Genomic DNA, 1,236 nt, shown 5'->3' with positions numbered 1-1,236 from the left:
ATCCCCGTTACATTTTCGGCGCAAGAACCCTTATTTAGACCAGTGAGCTGTTACGCTTTCTTTAAATGATGGCTGCTTCTAAGCCAACATCCTGGTTGTTTTGGGGTTTTCACATCCTTTCCAACTTAGCCACAACTTGGGGACCTTAATTGGCGGTCAGGGCTGTTTCCCTTTTCACGACGGACCTTAGCACCCGCCGTGTGTCTGCCGGACAAGACATTCCAGTATTCGGAGTTTGGTTAGGTTTGGTAATCCGGTAAGGACCCCTAGCCCATCCAGTGCTCTACCCCTGGAAGCATACATCCGACGCTCTACCTAAATAGATTTCGCGGAGAACCAGCTATTTCCGAGTTTGATTGGCCTTTCACCCCTATGCACAAGTCATCCCCGACTTTTTCAACAGGCGTGGGTTCGGCCCTCCAGTGAGTGTTACCTCACCTTCAGCCTGCTCATGCATAGATCACTCGGTTTCGGGTCTAATCCAACGAACTGAACGCCCTGTTCAGACTCGCTTTCGCTGCGCCTACACCTATCGGTTTAAGCTTGCTCGTTAGACTAAGTCGCTGACCCATTATACAAAAGGTACGCCGTCACTTTCGCTCCGGCTGTTTGTAGGCATTCGGTTTCAGGTTCTATTTCACTCCCCTCGTCGGGGTGCTTTTCACCTTTCCCTCACAGTACTTGTGCACTATCGGTTGGCAAGGAGTACTTAGGCTTGGAAGGAGGTCCTCCCATGTTCAGACAGGGTTTCACGTGCCCCGCCTTACTCAAGGCATGTTGCAAAGATTTACGTGTAAGGGGCTCTCACCCTCTATGGCCAAACTTTCCAGAATGTTCCACTTTTCTTCGCAACTGCACTGGCCTGGTCCGCGTTCGCTCGTCACTACTAACGGAGTCTCGGTTGATGTCCTTTCCTTCGGGTACTTAGATATTTCAGTTCCCCGAGTTCGCCTCTTCACCCCTATGTATTCAGGGGAAGATATCCTCTTTGATAACCAGAAGCTCAAACCCGCCCCGAACTCGCGTCCGGCACGGCCTTGAGACTCTGGCTATCGAGGATGGGTTGTCCCATTCGGAAATCCACGGATCAAAGCTTGTTCGCAGCTCCCCATGGCTTATCGCAGCGTACCACGTCCTTCATCGCCTCTTGCCACCAAGGCATCCACCAAATGCCCTTAAGTCGCTTGATCGCTCTCATTATCAATGCTCACCCCTCGGCAGAAGGATGTTCGAACC

Annotated in this window: 1 rRNA gene; it reads right to left on the bottom strand. The window is 51.5% G+C overall.

Annotated features, from left to right (window positions below):
- Window positions 1-1,190, bottom strand: a 23S ribosomal RNA gene (locus KKP04_RS15240); the annotation flags it as partial.
- Window positions 1,191-1,236 lie beyond the last annotated feature (46 nt).

The organism is Rhodomicrobium sp. Az07, assembly GCF_018619475.1.
Classification (GTDB): Bacteria; Pseudomonadota; Alphaproteobacteria; order Rhizobiales; family Rhodomicrobiaceae; genus Rhodomicrobium.
Note: the sequence above shows the minus strand (reverse complement) of the source record. Positions and strands in the feature narration are given on the sequence as shown.